Origin of the sequence: Geobacillus sp. G4 (assembly GCF_040327975.1) — a bacterium.
GTDB lineage: Bacteria > Bacillota > Bacilli > Bacillales > Anoxybacillaceae > Geobacillus > Geobacillus thermoleovorans.
Genome location: NZ_JBEPJY010000029.1, coordinates 1 through 15,628 on the forward strand (window position 1 = coordinate 1; position 15,628 = coordinate 15,628).

Here is a 15,628-nt window from a genome sequence, read left to right on the forward strand (position 1 = left end):
AAATGGTTCGCTAACTAGTGATTGACAACGCCCGTAGTGAACCGAAAAAATGTTCTCCACAAAGTCTTGACTGACTCCACTCACTGCTTCCGGTTGTTTTCTTATGACAAACACTCTATAATCGAGTTGATACAATCGAAAATTCTATAAAGGAAGAGTGTCGATGAGAACAAAGCGCCGAAAAAAGAAAAAATGGCTTCGATGGTTGCTCGGAATATGCGTCGTGTTGCTCATAGGAGGAGCAATATTCGCCTATTCCATTTATCATCATGTGAAACAGACGGCGAACCAAATGCACGAGAACGTCAACTGGAAGTCGGAGAAGCGGAAAGAAAACGTTTCGTTTGAACGGAAGACGCCGATTTCCATTTTGTTGATCGGCGTTGATGAACGCAAAGGGGATCGCGGGCGCGCGGATACACTGATTGTGATGACGGTGAATCCGAACAAGCAGTCGATTGACATGGTGAGCGTGCCGCGCGATACGAGAACGGAGATTATCGGAAAAGGGACGAAAGATAAAATCAACCACTCGTACGCCTTTGGCGGAGTGGAGATGACGATGGCGACGGTGGAACACTTTTTAGATATTCCCATTGACTACTACATTAAGGTCAACATGGAAAGCTTCCGCGACATCGTCGATGCGGTCGGCGGCGTGACGGTGAACAACCCGTTCGCGTTTACGTATGAAGGAACGCACTTCCCGAAAGGCGAGATTACGTTGAACGGGGACGAGGCGCTGAAATACTCCCGCATGCGGAAAGAGGACCCGCGCGGCGATTTCGGGCGCCAGGACCGGCAAAAGCAGATCATTCAAGCGATTATTGAGAAAGGCGCCAGCTTCTCGTCGCTCACGAATTACAGCGATGTGCTCGCAGCGATCGGGAAAAACGTGAAAACGAACTTGACGTTTGAGGAAATGAAAGAAATTCAAGCGAATTACAAAGACGCCCGCAAGCACATTAAGCAGCTGCATATTACGGGACAAGGGACGAAAATCAATGGCATTGATTACTTGATCGTGCCAGAGAGCGAACGGCTGGCGATTTCGAATGAGTTGAAAGAGCATCTGGAGCTGAAAGCGACGGCGGCGAAGTAAATGAGACGCGCACCTTAAGAGGTGCGCGTTTTCATTGGGCAATGAAGTGCTTGGTGAGCTTTGTTCGGATCGTCCGATACCGTTCCGCGATGGGCGATTTTGGGTTGTCGACGGTGATCAGCTTCCGTTTCGCTTTTGTATCGTGCTTTCCTGTTTTACGAACCTATGGTTTCACCTCTTATTTACGGAATGGCGGCTTGGTGTTTCATGTTTTGATTTAAATCCACCACGATCATGCTGACAGCACCGAGCACCGTCAGTGTACTATAATCTGACAGAAATCGTTCCTAATTTCCACCAATCAAAAAAGCTGCCTGTTCGGCAGCTTCCATGCGGTTATTCGTCTTTATTGTCTTTGTCATTCGCATCCCGCGGATCTTCAATCGGGTCTTCGCGGTCCGGAACCGTATCGCGCTCATCGTCGCCCGGTCCGTTGTTCGTGTCGTCTCCCGGCGGGAGTTGATTGTTTTGGTTGTCGTTCAAATCGGTATCGCGGTTGTCCGGGATGCCGTCATTGTCTTTGTCGTTGTCGACGTTATCGTTTTGGTTGATGTCATCAGCCGGGTTTACGTCTTGGTCGTTGACATCGTTTTGGTTGTTTGGCGGCGGAGGATTGTTGTTGTCGCGGTTCATATTGCATCCAGCCGCTAAAAAGAGGGCGACAAGGGCGCTGAACAGCCGGATCAGCAACGCTTTTTTCTTCATCCTATCTGCTCCTTTCTATTGGTTGTGGTGACCTTATGTAAGGCCGGTCCTTGTTTATCTTTCCCAGAAAGAAACTTTTCATTCGCACGCTATATAGCGCAGCCGACAAAAAAACGCGCTCCCCGAAGGAACGCGTTTTGTTCAGTCAGCTCGTTTGTCGCCAAGAGCGAACATCAACTCCGTTTCGCAGACAAGCTCGCCGTCGACGGTGGCGATGCCTTTGCCTTTGCCGATGGCGCCGCGGGCGCGGATGATTTCGACTTCAAGGCGAAGCTGGTCGCCCGGTTTGACTTGCTTTTTAAAACGGCAGTTGTCGATGCCGGCGAAGAAGGCGAGGCGGCCGCGGTTTTCCTCGCTTTGCAGGAGGACGACGGCGCCGACTTGGGCGAGCGCCTCGACGATCAACACGCCAGGCATGACCGGGTATTCCGGGAAGTGGCCGGCGAAAAATGATTCGTTGGCGCTCACGTTTTTGATGCCGACGGCGCGCTTGCCTTCTTCGATTTCCAGAATGCGGTCGACAAGCAAAAACGGATAGCGGTGCGGGATGATGGACTGGATTTGCTGGATGTCAAGCATGGACAAACTCCTTTCTCTCGTTTGGCGGCTTCATCAGCCGCGATCCGTTCCTTTCTCGACGATATCGATGATGTGCTTCCACGTGGACGGGTGGAATACATCGAGCGGCTTCCCATCGCCGATGGCGCTGTAGCCGACGACCGCGCCGGCGGCGAGGCTTGCGGCCATCAAGACGATCACGATGATCAGCCGAAGCCAGATCGGGATGAGCCGGGTGCGGACGAACCGGCGCGGCGCGGCCGCCTCCCCTTCCGGCGGAAGGGCTTTGGCTTCCGGTTCGGCGGGAGTCGGCGGGCTCTTTCTTACTCGGCCTTTCCGCCTCGCCATCCGGGAAGACGGCGAGCGCATAGGTTCTTGATGCCTCTCGTCACTCATCGCGATCCTCCTTATGAGGAGCGCATGCCGTTAATCAGCCCGAGCATTTGTTCGGAGATGGAAACGGCGCGGGCGTTGAGCTGATACGCTCGGCTTGTCGCCATCAGGCCGACCATTTCCTCGCCAAGGTCGACGTTCGCTTGTTCGAGCGCGCCTTGCTTGACGCTGATTTGGCCGCGCAAGCTGCCGTTCAGTTCTTCGGCCGCGCCTGGGACGTTGGGAAGCACATAGACATTGCCGCCGCGGGCTTCCAGAAGCTGCGGACGGCGGATCATGGTGACGCCCAAATTGACGCGGGCGACGACGCGGCCGTCGGTATTGGTTGCCGTCAACGTCCCAGTCGGGGACATCTGTACGTCATGCGCATCGGCGGGAAGCACAATCGGCGCGTTCCTTTCATCAAGCACAAACAGGCCGTCGCTTGTCGTCAAAGCAAGCTGGCCGTTCATGGGCGCAAGCGAAAAGTTGCCGGCGCGGGTGTAGCCGATCGTTTCCGCACCGTTTTGATCGGCCAGACGGACGCGGAACCATTGGTTTTCGTCCGTCAAGGCAAAATCCAGGCGGCGGCCGGTTTCCACCAGCGCACCTTGCTTGGTGATGAGCATTGTCGAAGCGAGACGCGCCCCGTTGCCGTAGCGCACGCCCGCTGGCGTTTGCCGGGGCGCTTCGTCGTTCGGCAGGCGGTCGATTTGTTGGGTCAAGAGCTCGGCAAAGCTCGCTTCGCGCCGTTTAAAGCCGACGGTGTTGCTGTTGGCGATGTTATGGCTGATCGTATCGAGCCGCTGTTGCAAGGCATTCATCGTGTTGGCGGCGGTGAGCATCGAACGGAGCACGGGCTTGTCCCCCTTTCATCATTTCAGGCGGCCGACTTCGTTGACGGCCTTGTCCAAGCTGCGGTCGTACGCTTGGACGATTTTTTGGTTTGCTTCAAATGCGCGGTAGGCAGCGAGCAAATCGGTCATCGTACGCTCAATGTCGACGTTCGACCGCTCGAGAAAACGCTGTTTCACCGTATACGTCACATTGCCGGGCGCCTGCGGCAACGGCCCTGTCGTGCTGCGGAATAAGCCGTTTCCTTCCTTGATCAACGTTTGCGGATTGGCGGCGAATGCAACGCCGAGACGGGTGGCCGTCCCATTCTCATCGATGATCGTTCCATCGTCGCGGACGGCAAACCGCTCGCTTGAGAGCGGAATGCGCTCGCCATTGGCATCAAGCACATACCAGCCCTCTTGCGTCGTCAAGTAGCCGTCCGGGCTCAAGGTGAAATGACCGTTTCTTGTGTAGCGGACCTCCCCTTGACCGTTGGTGACGGCAAAAAACAGCGCGCCTCGCTGGCCGCTCGCCCGGTCGACGGGGACTTGTCCGTCCACAAGGGCGATATCGGTCGCCAAGCCGGTTTCTTTCACATCCCCTTGGCGGAAGTTCGGGATGAGTTCTTGCATATAGACGCCCGTAACGAGCGGCCCAATGACGGTTTGCGTCGGGATGGCGCGCCTTGAGGCGGTCGGGATCGGTTGATCCTCGAGGCGGCTCATCAACAGTTCCGGAAACGCTCTCATCGCGGCCGCATCGGCTTTGTATCCCGGCGTTTCGGCGTTCGCCAAATTGTTCGTCAACCAATCCACGCGCCGCTCTTGCGCCAACATGCCGCTCGCGGCGGTGTACAACCCTCTCAACATGACCAGCACCTCGCTTGTCCGATCGATCAGAAAAAGCCGCGGCCGCTCTTTGGGCAGCGGCGGATGGGGTGTTCCCTATGGTCAAGCGGGCGGCGCGTTGCCCTGCCGCTCCGCTCCTTTCCATTCCATCTTTCATTATAAGCGGGCAAGGGCAGCCGCGGCATCCCCCGCCATTCCTTTTTTGCCCGCCTCGCTTGTCCCGGCGGCGGTTGTATCCATTTTGATCAAGCCATGAGAAAAACGTCCTTCCAAAGCGGTCTGCGCCTGAATGACGCAAAAGGTTGACTCTATAAGGTTGATCCAGATGAACCATCTCTTGGCCAAAGGGCATGACGGCTTTTTAAATCAATTGCGATTTTGGCGCCCGATCGATGTTTTCCAGCATAATCCCGGTGCCAAGAGCGACGCAGTCCATCGGATTCTCCGCGACGAACACCGGAAGCTTCAGCTCTTCTGACAGCAATAAATCGATGCCATGAAGCAATGCACCGCCACCCGTTAAAATGACGCCGCGGTCGATAATATCCGCCGACAATTCCGGCGGGGTGCGCTCGAGCACGCTTTTGGCGGCTTGTACAATCAACGACACCGGCTCGCGAAGCGCCCGTTCGATCTCCTCCGATCGAACGGTGATCGTGCGCGGCAGTCCGGTGACGAGATCGCGGCCGCGGACGTCGATTTCTTCGGACCGTGCGCCTGGGAATACCGTTGCGACCTTAATCTTGATTTCCTCGGCCGTTCGCTCCCCAATGAGCAGCTTATATTCGCGCTTGATGTAGTTTAAAATCTCCATATCAAACTTGTCCCCGGCCATTTTAATGGAAGAGGCGGTGACGATGTCTCCCATCGAGAGAACCGCGACGTCAGTCGTGCCACCGCCAATATCAACGACCATGTTTCCGCACGGCTGAAAAATGTCCATTCCGGCGCCAATGGCTGCGACTTTCGGCTCTTCCTCCAAGTACACTTTTTTGCCGCCGCTTTTTTCCGCTGCCTCTTTGATCGCTTTCCGTTCCACGGATGTTGTGTTCGTCGGGCAACAAATCAAAATGCGCGGTTTGGCGAAAAAGCCTTTTAGGTCGAGCTTGCTTAAGAAATGCTTCAGCATGGCTTCGGTAATGTCAAAATCCGCGATGACGCCGTCTTTGAGCGGCCGAATGGCAACAATATTCCCAGGAGTACGTCCGACCATTCGTCGTGCTTCTTCGCCCACTGCCAGCACTTTGTTCGTGTGTTTATCGATCGCCACGACGGACGGCTCATTGAGCACGATGCCTTTGCCTTTGACGAAAATGAGGACGTTCGCCGTGCCTAGGTCGATGCCGATGTCTCGTGAAAACATATGACTTGCTCCTCCTTGCCTCTGCCCTAAAATCATTCCTAATTGTTTATTCTACCATATTTGCCTCCCGGAATGATACTGCAAACGGCAGATGGCAAGGAAAAAGTCAGTTGTTTTTCACCGTCTGCTTTTTATACTTTTTCTTCGTTGCTTCCCCGCCGCGCAAATGGCGGATCGATTTATGGTAATCGAGAATTTGTTTGACTTCTTGGGCCAGTTCCGGGTTGATTTCCGGCAGCCGCTCGGTCAAGTCTTTATGCACGGTGCTTTTGGATACGCCAAATTCTTTCGCAATGACGCGAACGGTTTTCCTTGTCTCCACGATATACTTGCCAATCTTGATCGTACGCTCTTTGATGTAATCGTGCACACCACTCGCCCTCCCTAGGTTGGATGTGAGAAGTGAGAAGTGTGAAATGAGACTCGTCTTGCCAATGATGGGCGCCGCTTTCGTTGGATGTCTTAGAAGCGTCTTCATCGCGTCGCTTGCCGGTTGTGAACGATCCCCACCTCAACCACTCTCATTGCTGTTCAATTTGTAACATTTTATTAGACAAATCGGGCATATATACCAGAAATATCAAGGCGGACAACAGTTTTTTCACAATTTTTTTGCGGTTTGTAACGGAAGGGAAATGGGAAACGACTATAAGTATAAAGGGTAAAAGGAGGACAAATGCATGGGCAAAGGAAAAACAATCGGTCTCATCGCGGCGTTGGCTGGAGTGACAGCGATCGCGTTGTTTATGTATACAAATGGCAGCGAGCGGCCGCAGGCGAAAGACGATTTGCTTGGCCCCGCTCCGGCGGGCAAACCGGCCCAAGCGGGGGGAAAAGGAATCATTGCTGGGACGCTTGAGCCGTCATTGAGATATGAGAAGGAAAACGGCGCCTATGTGTTTACATTCACAGTGAAAAACCAAACCGAACGCGTGCAAACGGTGACATTCACGAGCGGAAAAAAATACGATTACATCTTGTATCGCGACGGACAGAAGGTGAAGCAGTTCAGCGAAGGGAAAATGTTTACACAGATTTATGAAGAACGGACATTAAAGCCGGGGGAAGAACTGTCATTTCAAGAGACGTTCCGCGGCTTGGAGCCAGGAGAGTATGCGCTCGAGTGGTGGCTCGCTGACCGAAATTGGCCCAATGCAAGAGCGAAAGTGACGTTTACGGTCGAGTGAAGGCGCTGTTCGTTTTCACGACGGCAGGCGCGTCCACCGTCCGGTGCTGTTTCCGATTGAAATCGTTTCCTTCGTTACGCTTTCTTGCCTGCGTTATCGCAAAAAGAGGGGCTGATTCAAACGATCGTTCTTTCTTTGCGGAAAATGCATGTGAAGGTGTTTCGCGCGTATATACGGCGATCAAAAAAGGGCGCCCCGTTGCGTTTGTGGGACACCCTATGGCGCGCCGGAATATTACGACAAGAAGACGGCCCCGTACACAAGCGCCAAGGCGATGACGTACGCTGGATGCAGGCGCCATTTGCCGAACATCGAAAAGGAGCTGACAACGGCAAGAAACACCGTTTGGCCGAGCCCGGCCCCTTCATACGACTCACGGAAAAAGTCGATGGCCATGAGTGCAAGCATCACGGCGATCGCTGGGCGGATATAGGCGGTAAGCCGCTTCACTTGCGGCGCGTCTTTCCATTTGTACAAGAGCTGCAAAAGAGCCATCAGCAAAATAAGCGACGGGGCGACGCTCGCAAACACGGCGACGGCGGCGCCAAGAATGCCGGCTTGTTCATAGCCGATATAGCCGGCCATTTTCGTCGCGATCGGGCCGGGCAACGAGTTGCCGATCGCCAGCACTTCACTGAATTCATTGACCGTCATCCACTGATAGCGATCGACGACTTCGTGCTCGATGAGTGGGATGGAAGCCGGGCCGCCGCCGTAGCCGAGAATGCCGGGCCAAAAAAAGGCGAGAAACAGCTGCCAGTAGATCATGACGACGCCCTCCTTTCTCCGCCTTTGTCTCTATCCACCGCCTTCGGCTTGCTTCGGCCGACAAACGCGGCCGCAAGCAACACTGCGACCACAAGCGCCGGATGAAGGCCGAGCCACTGCAAGGCCAAAAAGCAGGCAAGAAGGAGCAGGGCGGCCGGCCGCCAGCCGAGGGCGGCGCGCGCCTGTTTGGCGAACTGCCACGTCATCTCGGCAAGCATGACGGCCACGACCGGCACGACCGCTTTGGTCATCCCAGCGACCCATGGTGTGTCTTTAAACGAGGATAAGGCGGCCAACAGCACGATCATCAGCACGACCGTCGGGGCGGTCGTCGCCAAGACGGCGTTCACTAAGCCGAGCGCGCCGCCGACACGGTAGCCGATATAGCCAGCGAGCTTCGTCGCGATCGGGCCAGGCAAGGCGTTGGCAATGGCGAGAATTTCCGCAAACTCTTCATCGGTCATCCACCGGTATTTTGTCACCACTTCGGCGCGCACGAGCGGGATCGAGGACGGCCCGCCCCCGTACCCGAGCATGCCGACGCGGAAAAAAGCAAGAAATAAATGCCATTGGTTCATCGAAGTCATCCCTTTATCGTGAGTCTCACCAAGCGGCGACCGCCCCGTCCGTGCGCGGCTCCGTCCCGGCGGCAAGCACGCCGGTGTCAGGATCGCGCCAAATGATTTGTCCGCGGCCGAACGGACCTCCGTCTAAGGCAAAGCGAATGTCATGCCCTTTGCGTGCGAGCGCTTCGGCGATATGGCGCGGGAAGTGCGGCTCGACGAGCACCGTTTTTCCTTCCATCCACTGCCAGCGGGGAGCATCGAGCGCCGCTTGCGGGTTCAAGTCAAAATCGATGGTGTTCATGATCACTTGCAAATGCCCTTGCGGCTGCATAAATCCACCCATGACGCCGAACGGGCCGACCGGCGTGCCGCCTTTGGTCAAAAAGCCGGGGATGATCGTATGGTACGGCTTTTTCCGCGGCGCCAACCCGTTCGGATGGTGTTCATCGAAGACAAAGTTATGGCCGCGGTTGTGCAGGGCGATGCCCGTGCCTGGGACGACGAGGCCGGAGCCGAAGCCCATGTAATTGCTTTGAATATAGGACACCATATTCCCTTCGCCGTCGGCGGCGGCCAAATAGACCGTGCCGCCTTTGGGCGGCGTCCCCGGCTCCGGCGTGAGCGCCTCTGCGCCGATTTGCGCCCGGCGCATGGCGGCAAACGACCCCGACAACAGCTCGTCTGGGCTGCAGCTCATATAACGGCGGTCGGCGATGTACGCTTTGCCATCGGCAAAGGCCAGCTTCATCGCCTCGATTTGCCGGTGGTGCGTCTCGACATCCGGGACGCTTGGCACGTCAAACCCGCTCATGATGTTGAGCGCCATCAACGCGACAAGCCCCTGCCCGTTCGGCGGAATTTCCCACACTTCATAGCCACGGTAGGAGACGGAGATCGGCTCGACCCATTCCGGTTCGTACTCGGCGAGGTCGTCCGCCGCCAAAAAGCCGCCGTATTGCTTCGAGAAGGTGGCGATTTTTTCCGCCAGCTCGCCGCGGTAAAAGCTTTCCGCCTCCGTTTCGGCAATGGAGCGGAGCGTCGCCGCATGGTCCGGAGACGCCCACACTTCCCCGATCTTCGGCGCGCGGCCGCCCGGCGCAAACGTCGCAAACCACGAGGCGAACTCCGGCCCGTTCAGCGCTTCTTTGTACACCCGATAAGCGTTCGCCCAGTATTTGCCCAGCACCGGCGATACTGGGTAGCCGTTTTCCGCATAGGCGATCGCCGGAGCGAGCGTTTCGGCAAGCGGCAGGCGGCCGAAGCGCTTCGACAGCGCCGCCCATGCCGCCGGCGCTCCCGGGACCGTCACCGGGGCGAAGCCGTATTTCGGCATTTCTGTATAGCCGCGCTCTTTTAGCGCGTCAAGCGAAAGCAAAGCCGGCGCATAGCCGCTCGCGTTTAATCCGTACAATTTCCCGCTCGTCCAGACGAGGGCGAACGCATCGCCGCCGATGCCGTTCGATGTCGGCTCAACGACCGTCAGACAAGCCGCGGCGGCGACGGCCGCATCGATGGCGTTGCCGCCTTTTTTCAGCACCTCAAGCCCCGCTTGCGCCGCGAGCGGCTGCGATGTCGCAACAACGCCGTTTTTGGCGAACACCGTCACTCGCTGCGATGGGTATGGATGGTATAAGTAGTCCATGGCAACCCCTCCTCACTTCACTTCATGGCAAGCAACAAAATGACCCGGAGCCGCTTCTTTCCACTCCGGCCGTTCTTGTTTGCATCGTTCGGTCGCCACCGGGCAGCGCGTATGGAACGGGCAGCCTTTCGGCGGATTGGCTGGGTTCGGCAAGTCGCCTTCAAGACGGATACGCTCCCGCCTAGCGCCTGGCTTCGGCCGAGGAATGGCGGACAGCAATGCTTTTGTATATGGATGGAGCGGATTGGCATACAACTCCCGAGATGGAGCTAGCTCCACCGTATGGCCTAAATACATGACAAGCACCCGGTCGCAAAAATGACGAACGACCCCTAAATCGTGGGAAATGAACAAATACGTCAGTTCATGTTTTTCTTGGATGTCTTTTAACAGTTTAATGATTTGCGCTTGAACCGATACGTCCAACGCAGAGACCGCCTCATCGCAAATAACGAGCGACGGGTTTAAGGCGATCGCTCGGGCGATGCCGATCCGCTGTCGCTGCCCGCCGCTGAATTCATGCGGGTATCGGTCGTAATGTTCCGGACGAAGCCCGACTTCTTGAAGCAAATGCAATACCCGCTCTTCGCGTTCGGCCTTTGTCATGTTCGTATGGATGATAAACGCTTCCTCCAAGGCATGGCCGATGCGTTGGCGAGGGTTGAGAGACGCATACGGATCTTGAAACACCATCTGCATCTCTTTTTTCCACTTTTTGCGTTGCCGTTCCGGCAAACGGCTGATCTCTTCCCCCCGAAAGAAGATGGCGCCCCCCGTCGCCTCTTCAAGGCCAAGAATCGTCCGGCCAAGGGTCGATTTTCCACACCCTGACTCGCCGACGATGCCAATGCTTTCCCCGGCAAATACATCAAGGGAAACGTTCTCCACTGCTTTGACGTAGCCTTGGATGCGTCGCAACACTCCCCCTCTGATCGGGTAATATTTTTTAACGTTTTCCAACTTAAGAAGTGGCTGCTTGGACTGGCTCATGGCTGTGAGCACCCTCCTCTAGCCAGCAACGGACAGAATGGTTGTTGCTGATTTTTCTCTCCAGCGGCGGCGCCGTGCGGCATCGGTCGGTCGCAAACGGACAGCGCGGGTGGAAGCGGCAACCGTCAATTTGTTCATTTAAACTGGGTAACGTCCCCGGAATCGGTTCGAGCGAATACTCCTCATCATCCACGCTTGGCACGGATTTCAACAACCCTTTTGTGTACGGATGGCGCGGGTTGGCGAAAATACTTTCGACATCGCCTTCTTCCACTTTCTCACCAGCATACATGACCATCACTCGATCCGCCATTTCCGCGACTACGCCCATGTCATGAGTGATCAAAATGACGGCCATATTCAATTTTTGTTTCAACTCATTGATCAAATCCAAAATTTGTGCCTGAATGGTCACATCCAAAGCAGTTGTCGGTTCATCCGCAATGAGCAAGCTCGGATGACAGGCAAGCGCCATGGCGATCATGACACGTTGCCTCATCCCGCCGCTCAACTCATGCGGGTATTGTTTCATCCGCTTTTCCGGAAATGGGATGCCGACTTGCTTGAGCAGCTCAATGCTTTGTTCGTGCGCTTCCCGTTTTGACAGTCTTTTATGAAGCATCAATGGCTCACGAAGTTGATAACCAACTGTAAACACAGGGTTGAGCGCTGTCATTGGTTCTTGGAAAATCATCGAGATTTCATTGCCGCGAATGCGGCGCAACTCTTCTTTCGGCAATTTCACCAAGTCGCGTCCTGCAAACTCAATCGATCCGCTCTCAATCTTCCCGTTGTTGGGAAGCAACCCCATAATCGACAGCGAGGTGATGCTTTTCCCGCACCCTGATTCGCCGACAATGCAGAGTGTTTCTCCTTTGCGGACGGAAAAAGAAACCCCCCGCACGGCGGAGACTTTTCCCTCCGCCGTGCTGAAGGTCGTGACAAGGTTCTCGACACGCAACAATGTTTCAGCCATGCTATCCCCTACTCTCTATGAACGTGATAGAGCGACCATTGTCCTGTCGGATCGATCTCCAATCCTTTCACCGATTGATCAACAGCCGCCGTCACGACGCCATGGTTCATGACAACAACGGCAGCATCTTTCAACAAGAATTCATTCGCTTTTTTCAACTTTTGTTTCCGCACTTCTGGATCGATCGTCGTACGTGATTCTTCGACAAATTTGTCGAATGTCGGATTGTTGTAGAACGTCCGGTTCGATACTCCAGCGTTTTTCGAATGGAAGTTTGGATAAAACAGCTCGCTGCCATCCGCCGTGCTGTTGGTCCAACCAAGGAATGTGATATCGTATTTTCCTTGCTTTGTTGCATCAAGGAAGGTGCCCCACTCCATCGATTCAATTTCGGCGTTGATACCGACTTCTTTCAGCTGTGCTTGAACGATCTCCGCCATTTTCATGTAATTTGCCGTATTGGCGACCAAAATTTTCACTTTCGTTCCTTTATAGCCATGCTCTTCAACGAGCTGTTTCGCTTTTTCAGGATCATAGGTGTAAGCGACGTTTTCTGACGATTCATCATAACCGAACACTTTCGGACCGATGACGCTGTTTGATTTCACCCCAAGCCCTTTCAGCTGCTGGATATACTCATCTTTGTTGATCGCATAGGAAACCGCTTGACGGAAGGCAAGCTCGTTCATCGGTTTCTTTTTCATATTAAAGCCTAAATAGTAGACTGGTGTGCCTTCCTTTTTGATCAGCTGAACATTTTTCATCGATTCGACGCGGGACAACTGTTCAGCAGGGATATTGTCGATAAATTGCACATCGCCCGTTTGCAGCATCGAAATCGCCGTCGTCACTTCCGGAACAACTTTGAACGTCACTTTTTCCAACTTCGGCGCCCCTTGCCAATAGTCATCGTTTTTCTCTAATGTCACATGGTCGCCCGGCACCCATTCAACAAATTTAAACGGGCCAGTGCCGACCGGCTGTTTCATTAAATCTTGTTTTTGATCAGCCGTTGGACTGACAATGGAAGCGTTCGTATGCGACAAGGCCGCCAACATCGGACCATACGGGTATTTCGTTTTGATCACTACCGTGTAATCATCTTTCACTTCCACCGATTCGACCGGTTCAAGAAGCGATGCCCTTGGCGCCGCTGTCTTCGGGTCTCTTAGTTTATCAAACGTATACTTGACCGCTTCCGCGTTAAAGTCGGTGCCGTCATGGAATTTAATTCCTTTTTTCAATTTGATGACCCACGTCTTATCATCCGGAGTTTCATACGATTCCGCCAAATGCGGCTTGATTTCCATCGTCTCCGGATCACGGACGAACAACGTTTCATACACTTGCTCGATAACGGCAGACGAGACAGAATCGTTCGTTAAAATCGGCGAAAGGCCAACGACGTCAGATGTCGTCGCATACGTCAATTCCTGGGCGACGTTTCCTTTCCCTTGCGAACTGGACGAGGCGTTGTTAGAAGCGGATTTGCCTCCGCATCCGGCCAACGCCGCGGAAACGGCAAGAACAAAAGCAAGCACAACATACGACCAATACGTTTTCTTTTTCACTGGCTTTCCCTCCACACTATATATAAGTTTTTTATTGATTGATATCCATGTTTGGATCCAGCGCATCGCGCAATCCGTCGCCAACGACGTTAAAGGCGAAAACGACGAGCATAATAGCGATGCCTGGAACGACCGTCATGTGCGGCGACGTCCACATAAACGCCTGGCCAGCGGCAATCATGGCCCCCCACTCCGGCGTCGGCGGCTGAGCGCCAAGCCCCAAATAGCTGAGCGAGGCAGCAGATAAAATGGCAGTTGCCATGCGCATCGTCGCAAACACAATGATCGGCGCCAAACAGTTTGGCAAAATATGCTTGATGATAATGCGGGCGTTGCTCGCCCCGAGCGCTTTCATCGCCAAAATATATTCGCGATTTTTTACTGACAAGACGCTGCCGCGGACGATGCGGGCGCATGTCGGGATCGACCAAATACTGATAGCGATCGCCACATTAATCAAGCCGGTGCCTAAAATGGCGATGATAAGCATGGCAAGCAAAATTCCCGGAAACGCAAACAGCAAGTCGACAATCCGCATGATCAGTCCGTCGAGTTTTCTGTAATACCCTGCTAACAGGCCGAGCACCACCCCGCCGATCAGCCCTAAGCTGACGGAAACGATGCCGACAACGAGGGAAATGCGAGCGCCATACACGATGCGACTCCAGATATCCCGCCCGTAGTTATCGGTTCCGAGCCAATGTCCATCGGAAAAAACCGGCAGCTCAGCCGCTGACAAATTTTGCTTTATCGGATCATGGGTGGCGAGCCACGGGGCGAAGATGGCCATGAGTACTTGAATAGCGATGATGACAAGCCCCACAACTGCCAACTTGTTTTTCAGCAACCGCTTGATCGTGGTGATGTACATTTTTTCTTTCTTGCGTCCAAGGCCGGCTGTGGCATGGCCTGTATTCACCGCTGCACCGGTTTCCATCGATTTTCCCCCTTTCTATCGTTCTTTTAATCGTAACTAATACGCGGGTCGATAAACGTATAAATAATGTCAACAATCAGGTTGACTAAGACAAACAACGTAGCAACAAGCAAGACGGAGCCTTGCACCATCGGGAAGTCCCGGGCGGCAATAGCTTGCACCATCAGGCGGCCGACGCCGTTAATGGCAAAAACCTGTTCGGTGATGATCGTGCCGCCGAGCAAAAAACCAAAGTTTAGGCCAATGACAGTAATGACAGGGATCATGGCGTTGCGCAAGGCATGCACCCAAATGACCGTCCGCTCTCTTAAGCCTTTGGCCCGTGCTGTCCGAATAAAGTCGGCTCGGATGACCTCGAGCATCGACGAACGGCTCATTCTCGCAATCATTGCTGCTGACCCGGTCCCAAGCGTAATGGCCGGCAGCACCAGCTGCTTCAACCCTTCTGCCGTATAAAATGGCTGATCCAGCCCGCCGACTGGAAGCAACTGCAAGTTGACCGCGAAAATTAAAATGAGTACGGTGCCAAGCCAAAAGTTCGGGATCGAAATGCCTGCCAAAGCAAACGCGGTGCTGGAGACGTCAAACCATGAATTTTGCCGGATGGCAGAAATAATGCCGGCGACAACACCGATGATCACCGCGACGATAATGCTGGCGATGGCTAGCTTAAGCGTGTTCGGAAACCGCGTCATGATCGCGTCCCACACCGGCTGCTTCGTTTGGTACGAATAGCCGAGATCGCCATGAAACAGCCCGTTCATGTAGCGGCCATACTGGACAAGGAATGGGTCGTTAAGCCCTAAATCTTCGCGGATGGCCTCGATGTCTGACTGTGATGCGGTCGGGCCAGCAATGATCGTTGCTGGGTCCCCCGGAGCGATATACATGCTCGTAAAGACGAGGAACGAGATGCCGACCAATAGGAGGATAAGCTGAAAAAATCTTCTGACAATCATCCCTGCCATCATATTCACTCCTTTCTGTTGTTTATATAAAAGAGAATTTTATATGCATTTGTTAATTAAAATTAAATTGATATTTAACAAAGTTAATTTTTATTTTGTTTTTTATGATTATATAGGAATTCGAATCATTTTTCTACATAATTCTCAAAAAAATTGAATTTTTTGGTTCATCACCAAAAGTTGTACTTGCACCTGTCATGAAAGTATGTTAGCTGTTTCTAGCCGAACCCGCAATGCA

At 53.9% G+C, this 15,628-nt stretch carries 17 protein-coding genes; 2 read left to right on the plus strand and 15 right to left on the minus strand.

Features of this window, described 5'->3' with window-relative positions:
- The first annotated feature begins 163 nt into the window (after nt 1–163).
- Nucleotides 164–1,102, plus strand: a complete 939-nt coding sequence (gene tagU / locus ABS784_RS16150) for a polyisoprenyl-teichoic acid--peptidoglycan teichoic acid transferase TagU (protein ID WP_352513243.1) — start codon at nt 164–166, stop codon at nt 1,100–1,102.
- Between the two features lie 336 nt (nt 1,103–1,438).
- On the opposite strand, the gene ABS784_RS16155 is transcribed toward tagU, so the two are convergent.
- From ABS784_RS16155 to spoIIID, 7 genes are all read right to left on the minus strand, one after another.
- Complete coding sequence (locus tag ABS784_RS16155; protein ID WP_011232795.1) at nt 1,439–1,807, minus strand: hypothetical protein; 369 nt, start codon at nt 1,805–1,807, stop codon at nt 1,439–1,441.
- Nucleotides 1,808–1,948: 141 nt separating this feature from the next.
- Nucleotides 1,949–2,386, minus strand: a complete 438-nt coding sequence (gene fabZ, locus ABS784_RS16160) for a 3-hydroxyacyl-ACP dehydratase FabZ (protein ID WP_352513245.1) — start codon at nt 2,384–2,386, stop codon at nt 1,949–1,951.
- A gap of 33 nt (nt 2,387–2,419) precedes the next feature.
- A complete protein-coding gene (locus tag ABS784_RS16165; RefSeq protein ID WP_289667117.1) occupies nt 2,420–2,761 on the minus strand; it encodes a DNA-directed RNA polymerase subunit beta in 342 nt (113 codons plus the stop codon).
- A gap of 11 nt (nt 2,762–2,772) precedes the next feature.
- Entirely contained in the window at nt 2,773–3,594 is an 822-nt protein-coding gene (locus ABS784_RS16170; RefSeq protein WP_352513248.1) for a flagellar hook-basal body protein, read from the minus strand.
- A gap of 18 nt (nt 3,595–3,612) precedes the next feature.
- Nucleotides 3,613–4,443 carry a flagellar hook-basal body protein gene (locus ABS784_RS16175; RefSeq protein WP_352513250.1) on the minus strand — a complete coding sequence of 277 codons (831 nt, stop codon included), beginning with the start codon at nt 4,441–4,443 and terminating at the stop codon, nt 3,613–3,615.
- A gap of 340 nt (nt 4,444–4,783) precedes the next feature.
- Nucleotides 4,784–5,785: a rod shape-determining protein gene (gene mreB, locus ABS784_RS16180; RefSeq protein ID WP_011232800.1), complete on the minus strand. Its 1,002-nt coding sequence runs from the start codon at nt 5,783–5,785 to the stop codon at nt 4,784–4,786.
- A gap of 106 nt (nt 5,786–5,891) precedes the next feature.
- A complete protein-coding gene (spoIIID, locus tag ABS784_RS16185) occupies nt 5,892–6,155 on the minus strand; it encodes a sporulation transcriptional regulator SpoIIID (protein ID WP_011232801.1) in 264 nt (87 codons plus the stop codon).
- A 310-nt stretch (nt 6,156–6,465) separates the two neighbouring features.
- On the opposite strand from spoIIID, the gene ABS784_RS16190 reads away from it, so the two are divergent.
- On the plus strand, nt 6,466–6,972 hold the full coding sequence (locus tag ABS784_RS16190) for a BsuPI-related putative proteinase inhibitor (RefSeq protein WP_066232657.1): 507 nt from the start codon (nt 6,466–6,468) through the stop codon (nt 6,970–6,972).
- Between the two features lie 234 nt (nt 6,973–7,206).
- On the opposite strand, the gene ABS784_RS16195 is transcribed toward ABS784_RS16190, so the two are convergent.
- From ABS784_RS16195 to nikB, 8 genes are read right to left on the minus strand one after another with little or no spacing between them, the layout of a single operon-like run.
- Complete coding sequence (locus ABS784_RS16195) at nt 7,207–7,740, minus strand: chromate transporter (protein ID WP_352513253.1); 534 nt, start codon at nt 7,738–7,740, stop codon at nt 7,207–7,209.
- A complete protein-coding gene (locus ABS784_RS16200) occupies nt 7,737–8,318 on the minus strand; it encodes a chromate transporter (protein ID WP_060788591.1) in 582 nt (193 codons plus the stop codon). The genes ABS784_RS16195 and ABS784_RS16200 overlap by 4 nt, the downstream gene beginning before the upstream one ends.
- A gap of 25 nt (nt 8,319–8,343) precedes the next feature.
- Nucleotides 8,344–9,948 (minus strand): gamma-glutamyltransferase family protein, encoded by a 1,605-nt coding sequence (locus tag ABS784_RS16205; protein ID WP_352513255.1) that lies wholly within the window; start codon nt 9,946–9,948, stop codon nt 8,344–8,346.
- A gap of 12 nt (nt 9,949–9,960) precedes the next feature.
- Nucleotides 9,961–10,938: an ABC transporter ATP-binding protein gene (locus ABS784_RS16210; protein WP_328092202.1), complete on the minus strand. Its 978-nt coding sequence runs from the start codon at nt 10,936–10,938 to the stop codon at nt 9,961–9,963.
- Entirely contained in the window at nt 10,910–11,914 is a 1,005-nt protein-coding gene (locus tag ABS784_RS16215; RefSeq protein ID WP_023633282.1) for an ABC transporter ATP-binding protein, read from the minus strand. Before ABS784_RS16215 ends, ABS784_RS16210 begins: the two co-directional genes overlap by 29 nt.
- An 8-nt stretch (nt 11,915–11,922) precedes the next feature.
- On the minus strand, nt 11,923–13,485 hold the full coding sequence (locus tag ABS784_RS16220) for a glutathione ABC transporter substrate-binding protein (RefSeq protein ID WP_352513258.1): 1,563 nt from the start codon (nt 13,483–13,485) through the stop codon (nt 11,923–11,925).
- Between the two features lie 31 nt (nt 13,486–13,516).
- On the minus strand, nt 13,517–14,422 hold the full coding sequence (locus ABS784_RS16225; RefSeq protein WP_021321925.1) for an ABC transporter permease: 906 nt from the start codon (nt 14,420–14,422) through the stop codon (nt 13,517–13,519).
- A 26-nt stretch (nt 14,423–14,448) separates the two neighbouring features.
- Nucleotides 14,449–15,390: a nickel ABC transporter permease gene (gene nikB / locus ABS784_RS16230; protein WP_129447238.1), complete on the minus strand. Its 942-nt coding sequence runs from the start codon at nt 15,388–15,390 to the stop codon at nt 14,449–14,451.
- Nucleotides 15,391–15,628: the final 238 nt, after the last annotated feature.